The sequence below is a fragment of the Massilia sp. CMS3.1 genome (genome assembly GCF_051262535.1).
Lineage (GTDB): Bacteria > Pseudomonadota > Gammaproteobacteria > Burkholderiales > Burkholderiaceae_D > Telluria.
The window spans coordinates 1-8,404 of sequence record NZ_JBIMES010000040.1; the positions used below are offsets into that span (position 1 = coordinate 1).

General features: G+C 68.8%; 5 protein-coding genes. 4 read left to right on the forward strand and 1 reads right to left on the reverse strand.

Annotation, left to right across the window (positions count from 1 at the left end):
• The coding region (locus ACHAC9_RS24045; protein ID WP_435764269.1) for a hypothetical protein at positions 1-196 on the reverse strand (196 nt) is incomplete at its 3' end.
• On the opposite strand from ACHAC9_RS24045, the gene ACHAC9_RS24050 reads away from it, so the two are divergent.
• From ACHAC9_RS24050 to ACHAC9_RS24065, 4 genes are read left to right on the forward strand one after another with little or no spacing between them, the layout of a single operon-like run.
• Positions 195-1,655, forward strand: coding sequence for a TIGR02677 family protein (locus ACHAC9_RS24050; RefSeq protein WP_435764271.1), 1,461 nt, complete (start codon positions 195-197; stop codon positions 1,653-1,655). The two genes, ACHAC9_RS24045 and ACHAC9_RS24050, sit on opposite strands and share 2 nt — an antisense overlap.
• Positions 1,642-2,919 (forward strand): TIGR02678 family protein, encoded by a 1,278-nt coding sequence (locus ACHAC9_RS24055; protein WP_435764274.1) that lies wholly within the window; start codon positions 1,642-1,644, stop codon positions 2,917-2,919. Before ACHAC9_RS24050 ends, ACHAC9_RS24055 begins: the two co-directional genes overlap by 14 nt.
• The gene (locus ACHAC9_RS24060; RefSeq protein WP_435764276.1) at positions 2,919-7,082 is read left to right on the forward strand and encodes a TIGR02680 family protein; all 4,164 of its coding nucleotides are present in this window, start codon (positions 2,919-2,921) and stop codon (positions 7,080-7,082) included. Before ACHAC9_RS24055 ends, ACHAC9_RS24060 begins: the two co-directional genes overlap by 1 nt.
• Positions 7,079-8,290, forward strand: coding sequence for a TIGR02679 family protein (locus tag ACHAC9_RS24065; RefSeq protein ID WP_435764278.1), 1,212 nt, complete (start codon positions 7,079-7,081; stop codon positions 8,288-8,290). Before ACHAC9_RS24060 ends, ACHAC9_RS24065 begins: the two co-directional genes overlap by 4 nt.
• The last annotated feature ends 114 nt before the right edge of the window (positions 8,291-8,404 follow it).

Genomic DNA, 8,404 nt, shown 5'->3' on the forward strand with positions numbered 1-8,404 from the left:
AAGAAAAAACCCGCTCAGCGATCTGAGCGGGTTTTTTTCCGTCCACTCGCCCTGCGTTGACCTTCACGCAAGCTGGCACTATAGTCGTGGATTGATCGACCTGCTCTCCGAACACGATGACCACGCTCTCACAATCCGCCGGAGACCTGTTTCGCCATGTGGCGGCTGATAAGGCGGCGTCGTACCGGGCGATCATGGACACCTTCGCGGCTGCGAAAAGGCAGTTCAGGCTGCAATTGCGCCCGGACGAGGTGCAGATCGAAGCGCGATGGCCTGGCGCCACACCCTCGCTCGATGACATTCAGCACGCCTTGTCGCAGCTGGCCGACTGGGGCAATTTGCAAGCGCATCCGGATACGGCCCGCGTCTCGAGCGTCGAAGATTTTTATCGCGCGCGATTTCTCTACCGGCTCTCGCTCGGCGGCGAGGCAGTCGAGGCGGGCCTGGCGGTATTTGCACGGACCCTCGCGCGCCAGAGCGAATTGCAGACGGTGGCCCTGGAAGATATCCTCACGCAACTCAATGCACTGTTGGCACTGGCGGCCGAAGCCGCCCCGGACCAGGCCAAGGTGCACACCGCCTTGCGCGATCTGGTGCGCGTCTTCGACGGCCTCGCCGACAATGCGCAGGCGTTCATGGCCAGCGTCGCCCGCACCATCGAGTTGCAGCAGGCGGACGTGCAGGCCGTGATCGCCTTCAAGCAGCGCCTGATCGACTACTTGCAGCGTTTCGTCAGCGACCTGGTGGGGCGCTCGGGCGCGATTGCCGGCCGCCTGATCGAGCTCGATGACCGGATCGAACCGCTCCTGTTGCTCGCTGCGCAGCGCGAACGGCGTGATGCGGCGCCCGGCGAAGAGCCCGAGCAGCAGGCCGCCCTCGCCGAGCGGGTTGCAGTCTGGCGTGAGCGCTGGCGTGGCTTGTCGCGCTGGTTCATCAGCGATGGTCATATCCAGGCGCAGTCGGAACTTTTGCGTGCAAAGGTGAGGGCGGCGATCCCCCAGTTGCTCGCCGCAGTAGCCAGCCTGAACGAGCGGCGCAGCGGGCGCAGCGACCGCTCGGCCGACTTTCGACTCCTGGCGCGCTGGTTCGCCGATACCAACGACGACGCCGAGGCGCATCGCCTGTGGCGCGCCTCCTTCGCACTCAATCCCGCCCGCCACTTCAGCCTGCAAGCGGACACCGCCACCTCCGACCCGGTTCCCGCATCCACCGCCTGGGCTGACGCGCCGCCGGTGCGCGTGCATCCGCGCCTGCGCGAGCAGGGCGAGATGACACCGCGCGGCGCCGCGCCACATGTCCGTGCGCGCGACACCGAGCGCGCCATGCTGGCCGCGCGGGTGTCGGCCGAGCGCGCCCAGATCGACGCCGCGCGCGCGATCCTCACCACCGGCCAGGCGGCCCGCCTGTCGGAACTGGGTACACTCGATGCGCAGGCCTTCCGGCTGTTCCTCAACCTGCTCGGCGAGGCCCTCGTCGTCCAGTCGCGTCCGGACGCCGAGGTATCATGCCAGAGTGCGGACGGCCTCTTGCAGATTCGCCTGGTGCCGCTGGAAGCCGGCAGTACCGCCAGCATCCAGACGAGTTTCGGCACCTTCACCGGGCGCGATCACATGTTGACGATCACGGCGACGGGAGACGCGCATGGCCGCGCCTGAAGGCGGCGCAGGTACGGCCGACGCCGCACAGGTCAAGGACGTACTCACGCGCCACCGCGAAGACGAGCGGCGCGACGCCTTGCGCGCCTTGTTGATGTGCCCCCTGATGACCGCGGCGCATCCAGCATTTCATGCCGTGCGCCGCCATGAACGCGAATTGCGCGACTGGTTCTCGCAAGCCGCCGGCTGGATCCTGCATGTCGAGCGCGATTGCGCCCGCCTGTACAAGCGGCCCGCTGACCTGGGCGACGCCACGCGCGGCGCGGCTGACTTCGACCGGCGCCGCTACATCCTGTTTTGCCTGGCCTGCGCGGCCCTGGAGCGCGCCGACCCGCAAATTACCTTGCGCACCCTGGGCGAGAAGCTGCTGGCCCTGGCCGCCGACCCGGAACTCGGCGCGCGTGGCTTTAGCTTCACGCTCGACAGCCACCATGAGCGGCGCGAACTGGTCGCGATCTGCCGCTACCTGCTGTCGCTCGGGGTGCTGCTGCGGGTGGCAGGCGACGAAGACGCTTTCGTCAGCAAGGTCGGCGACGCCTTGTACGATGTCCGGCGCCGCGCGCTGGCCGGCTTGCTCTCGGCTGCACGCGGCCCCTCCACCTGGGCGCCGGAGCACGCGCCGGTGCACCTCGACGCGCGCCTTGCCGCCCTGACCGAGGAATTCACGCCCGACAGCGACGAGGGGCGCCGCACTGCGATGCGCCATCACCTGGCACGCCGACTGCTCGACGATCCGGTGGTTTATCTCGACGAGCTCGATGACCGCCCGGCCTTGCGCGCCTATTTCCAGAACCAGCGCGGTGCGCTTGCCGCGCGCCTCGGCGAGGCCACCGGCCTGGGCGCCGAACAGCGCGCCGAAGGCCTGGCCCTGGTCGACGACAGCGGCGAATTGACCGACGTCGCCATGCCGGCGGCCGGCACCGCATCGCACGTCACCTTGCTGGTTGCCGAATTCCTGGCCCAGCCCGGCCGCGCGGACCGGGATGGGCCGATGAGCGAGGCGGCGGTCGCCGACGCGGTGCGCGGCATGATCCCCGAATACGGACGCTACTGGGCAAAAGCGGCGCGCGAGCCCGGCGCCGAAACTGAACTGGCGCGCAACGCGCTGGCGCGGCTCGAGATGCTGCACCTGATACGGCGCGACGTCCGCGGGGTGTATCCGCTTCCGGCGCTGGCCCGATTTGCACTCGGCGACGCCGAACCGGTGGCGCGCAAGCGCACCGTAACCAAGGGCGCCGAGCGCGCCCAGGATGGTCTTTTCTGATGCCCGATTCCCTGTTTTCGACCGCAGCCGCACCTGCGCTGCCGGCGCTTCCCGAACCGCTCCGGACGCGCTGGCAACCGCTGCGTACCGGCCTGGTCGAACTGTTCCACTACGATAGCGAAGAGTTCTGGTTCCGCGACGGCCACCTGCTTTTACGGGGCAACAATGGCACCGGCAAGTCGAAGGTGCTGTCGCTCACGCTACCCTTCCTGTTCGACGCCAGCATCAAGTCCTCGCGCATCGAGCCCGACGGCGACGCCACCAAGAAAATGGCCTGGAATCTGCTGCTTGGCAAACATGAGCGGCGTATCGGCTATACCTGGATCGAGTTCGGACGCATCGCCGAAGATGGCCAGCCACGCTACCTGACGCTCGGCTGCGGCATGTCGGCAGTCGCCGCCCGCACCCAGGTCGACACCTGGTATTTCGTCACCGAGGGCCAGCGTGTCGGGCGCGACCTGTGGCTGATTAACGAACAGCGCGCGGTGCTGGGCAAGGAACGCCTGGCCCATGCGCTCGACGGCAGCGGCCAGCTGTTCGATACTGCGCAAGCCTACCGGCGCGCCGTCGACGAACGCCTGTTCCACCTCGGCGAAGCGCGTTATGCGGCACTGATGGATACGCTGATCCAGCTGCGCCAGCCGCAGCTCTCCAAAAAGCCCAACGAAGACAGTCTGTCGAACGCGCTGACCGAGGCGCTGGCGCCGCTGCCGGACGAATTGCTGGCCGACGTGGCGGAGGCCATGAACCAACTGGAAGAGTATGGCCAGCAGCTGGCCGAACTGAATGAGCTGGCAAAAGCGATTGGTCAGTTCAACCGGCGCTACCGCCAGTACGCACGGGTCAACGCCCGGCGCCAGGCGCGCGTGCTGCGCGCTGCCCAGACCGGTTTCGACAAGGCCAGCCGCGACCTGAACGAGGCGCGTGCAGCCTGCGATGCGGATGTTCTCGCCGAGGCCGTCCGGCGCCAGGCGCTCGAAGCGGCCGAGCAGCAGCAACTGCGCGACCGCGCGGCGCTCGACGAGATGCAGGCCGATCCGCTTATGCGCGACGCCAACCGCATCGACGAACTCGAGCGAAACCTCGCGGTCCGCACGCGCGAACTGTCGATGGCGGACTCTGCGCTTCGCGACGCGCGGGAACGGCAAGCACGCGACGCCGAGGCATTGCGCGGGTACGCCGAGCGCGCCGATGCAGCGTGTGTCTCGCTTGCACAGGCGGTCGCTATGTTCGAGGAGGCGGGCCATGCGGCTGGCCTTGCCGGTCGCGACGACTTCGTCTCGGCCACGGCCAGTTTCGCCCAGCCCGACACCCTGGCTGGCCTCGACGCGGCCCGGTACGAGCAGATTCAGCGCGCGTTGCGCAAGCTCGCTCAGCAACGGCGGGCCGAGCTCGCCGTGGTCGAGGGCCGCCTGCGGCAGCTCGATATGGCCGCTCAGGCGCGCGAGGCGGCACAGGGCAGGCGAGACGAGAGCGCCGGCGATCTTGCCGATGCGGCGGCGCGGGTCGCGGCCAGTGAAGCGGAACTGATCGCGCAGGCCGACCAGATGGTGGAAGCATGGGGAGCGCACGCGGCAGGGCTGCGCGAACTCGCGCTCGACAGCGCGGCGGTGCTGCCGGCATTGGCCGACTGGACCCGTACCCTGGACGGCGAAAATCCGGCCCGCAGCGCGCTGATGCGCTCCCAGCACGACAGCAGCATGCAACTGGCGCAGGAAGAGGCGGCCGTGCTGGCGCGCCGCGCGGTTCTCGCTGAACAGGCCAACGCGCTGGAACAGGAGCGTGGCCGGCTCGCACAAGGCGAAGACAGCGCGCCACCGGCGCCGTATCCGCGCGACCCCGCCGCACGCCCGGCTGGACGACCGGGGGCGCCGTTCTGGCAACTGGTCGAGTTCCGCGACGCGGTGCACGACAAGGCAGTGCGCGCCGGGCTTGAAGCGGCACTCGAAGCCGCCGGTCTGCTTGACGCCTGGGTCGGTCCGGACGGCGCCATCGACGCCGCGGCGGGCACACCGGTATTCGATACGCTGCTGGGCGCACGCGCGCCGCAGCCGGAATCGCTGGCAGCCTGGCTGGCACCGTCGCAGCCCGGCGCAGTCGACACGTCACACGTCGAGCGATTGCTCGCGTCGGTCGCTTGCTGCGCCGAGGACAGCGGCGCCGAGGCCTGGGTCGCGCCGGATGGGCGCTTTCGCATCGGTCCGCTCGGCGGCGCCTGGAACAAGCCCAGCGCCGAATATATCGGTGCGGCCAGCCGGGCCGAGGCCCGCCGGCGCCGGCTGGAGGAGATTGGCGTCATGCTGGCGGCGCTGGCGCAGGAACAAGTCAGGCTGGCAGCCGCACTGGCACTGCTGGCCGAGCGGCGTAGCCGGGCATCGGCGGAGTGGGATGCGGCGCCGCCGGACACCGCTTTACGTAGCGCCCATGTGCAGGTTGGTGCGTTCGAGCGTGAACGGCGCCAGGCTGCCGAACGACTGGACTCGGCCAAAGCGCGCCTGGACGCCGCGGCCGAGTCCTGGCGCACGGCGCGCAGTGCGCTCGAACGCGATGCCGACGATCTGCAACTGCCGCCGGCCGCCGATGCGCTGGCGGCGGTGTCGGCTGCGTTGGACGCGGCCGGGCAGGCACTGCAAGAGCTGCTGCTGCACGCCCAGCAAGTTCGGCACGCACTGCCGGAACGGCGCCGCCAGGAGGAGCGTGCCGACGAGCGTAACCGGGATCTCGCCGGCCGCCTCGGGCAGCACGCGCGCTGCGTGGAAGCGCTTGGCGACGCCGAGGCCCGCCTGCACGCGCTGCGTGAACGCGTCGGCGCGCAGGTAAACGAACTGACGGCGCGGCTGGCGGCAGTACGCCAGGCGGTGCTCGACGCAGAAGGGGCGCTCAAGCTTGGCCGCGCCCAGCTTGGCGCAGCCAGCGAGGCCCGCGCGCGCAGCGAACAGCGGGCCGAGAATGCGGCAGCTACCCTGGAACAACGGACTGCGCTGCGTCACGATGCGGTGCACGGGCTCGAGCAATTTAACGCCACCGGACTGCTGGCCGTCGCGCTTCCCGAGCTGGAGCTGCCGGGGGCGCCATGGAGCATCGAACCGGCGCTCGGCGTGGCGCGCCGCGCCGAGCAGCTGCTGCAGGACGTCGAGGCCGAGGATGCCGACTGGTCGCGTGTACAAAGCGCGTTTTCGCGCGACTATTCCGATCTGCTGACCGCGCTCACGGCGCTTGGTCACCAGGGCCAGGCCCAACCGAGCGACCACGGCATGATCGTCACCATTATTTACCAAAACCGGCCCCAGCGCCCGGACCTGATCGAGGCCGCCATCCGCGCCGAGATCGCGCAGCGGCACGAACTTCTGACTGCGCGCGAAACCGAGGTGCTGGAAAATCACTTGCAGGCCGAAGTGGCGGCGGCGATCCAGCGCCGCCTGCAGGAGGCGGACCGGCGCGTGGCAACCATCAATGCCGAACTGGCCAAACGCCCGACCTCGACCGGTGTGCGCTTTCGACTGCTGTGGCAAGGGCTGGAGGAGGGCAGCGAGGGTGCCCCGGTCGGGCTGGACGCGGCGCGCAAACGCCTGCTCAATACCATCTACGACGCATGGTCTCCCGAAGACCGGCAAGTGGTCGGCCGGATGCTGCAGAGCCGGATCGAGGCGGAGCGCGTGCGCGACGACGCCGGCCGCAGCGGCAGCTTGCTCGAACTGCTGGCGCGGGCGCTTGACTACCGGCGTTGGCATCGCTTCCGGGTGCAACGTTGGCAGGACGGACAATGGCGGCCCCTGTCGGGTCCTGCTTCCAGCGGCGAGCGCGCGCTTGGCTTGACGGTGCCGCTGTTCGCGGCGGTGTCGAGTTTTTATACCCATGCGGGATCGCGTCATGCGCCGCGCCTGGTGTTGCTCGATGAAGCCTTTGCCGGCATCGACGACGCCGCACGCGCGCATTGCATGGCCCTGATACGCGAATTCGACCTGGACTTCGTCATGACCAGCGAGCGCGAATGGGCCTGTTACGCTGAACTGCCGGGGGTCTCGATTTGCCAGCTGCAGCGGCATGAGGGCATCGATGCCGTCTATGTGTCGCGCTGGAGCTGGGATGGCCGCGCGCGCCGGCTCGAAGAAGATGGCGCACGCCGCTTTCCGGCGGTGGCCGACGCACCTGTGAACGAATGAACGACGCCGACGCAAGACTGGTGCGCCTGCTGGGCGGCGCAGCCCTGGCCGGGCTGCGTACGCGCTTGCGCACGCGTTATGGACGCGGCCGCAGCGCCGGCGTCGTCACGCTCGCCGATCTGAATGCAGCAGAGCGTGACGCCCTCGCTGGTCTGCTGGGCCGGCGCCCGAGCGATGCCGGATCGATGCGCTTCGATATCGCCGAACTGGACGCGCTGCTGCGCAATGCCGGACTGGCGACGTCCTTGCGGCACGCGCTCGAACTGCTCGACGGGCCGGTGATTGACCTCGCCGCCGCACGCGCCGAAGCTGCAAGGCAATGGGACGCGGTGCGCAGGATGACCTCAGACCCCGGGCTGCGCGCTTTCCTGACCGACGGCCGCGGCCTGGGCCTCCTCAAGCGCCTTGCAGTACGGCTGCCGGCCGCGGAGCAGCTGGTCGGGCGGGTGCAGGCCGTGCTGGCGCAGTTGCCGGCGGCAGCCGTCACGCGTTCCCAGTTGGCCGCACAGTTGCTAGGCGACGCACACGCACTCGACCCGGGCAGCCCGGTCGCGACCATGGTGCTGGCGGTCCTTCGGCATGGACGTTCGGGCGAGGAGGGAGGGGAAGGGGAGGAGACCGTCCGCGAACTGTGGGCGGCGGCAGGTGTGATGGTCAACGAGTTGGCGCGCCCGGTGCTGTTCCTCAACCTGCCTGCCAGCGCGGATGGGATCGTTCCAAGGGGCGAGCCGGCCTACCTGTCGCTGCGTGCGCTGATGCGCTCGCCACCCGTCTGGAAGGTCGCGTCGCGCGACGTGTTCGTTTGCGAAAACCCGAATCTGGTGGCGATCGCCGCCGACGCCCTCGGGTGTGATTGCGCGCCGCTGGTGTGCACCGATGGTATGCCCGCGGCGGCTCAGCGGGCGCTTCTGTCGCAACTGGCCACGGCGGGTGCCCGCTTGCGCTATCACGGCGACTTCGACTGGCCGGGAATTGCCATCGCGAATATCGTCACCGGCATGTTCGGTGCGGCGCCCTGGCGGTTTTTCGCAGGCGACTACTGTGCGGCGCTGGAGAGAAATGCCGGGGCCACTCGTCCACTCATCGGCAATGCGGTCGACGCCGGGTGGGATGGCGCGCTGGCGCAGATGATGCAAGCCCATCGCAGGGCGATCGACGAAGAGGCACTGGCCACCGACCTGCTTGGTGATCTGGATACACGTCGCTGAAATTGGCCTTGCAGGATCGCGGTCTGATTTGCTATGATTCGCCTCCTGCTGAAAACGACAACGAAATCAAGTAGTTGTGTTGACAGAAGGAAATCGCAGACTCTGCGGTGTAGC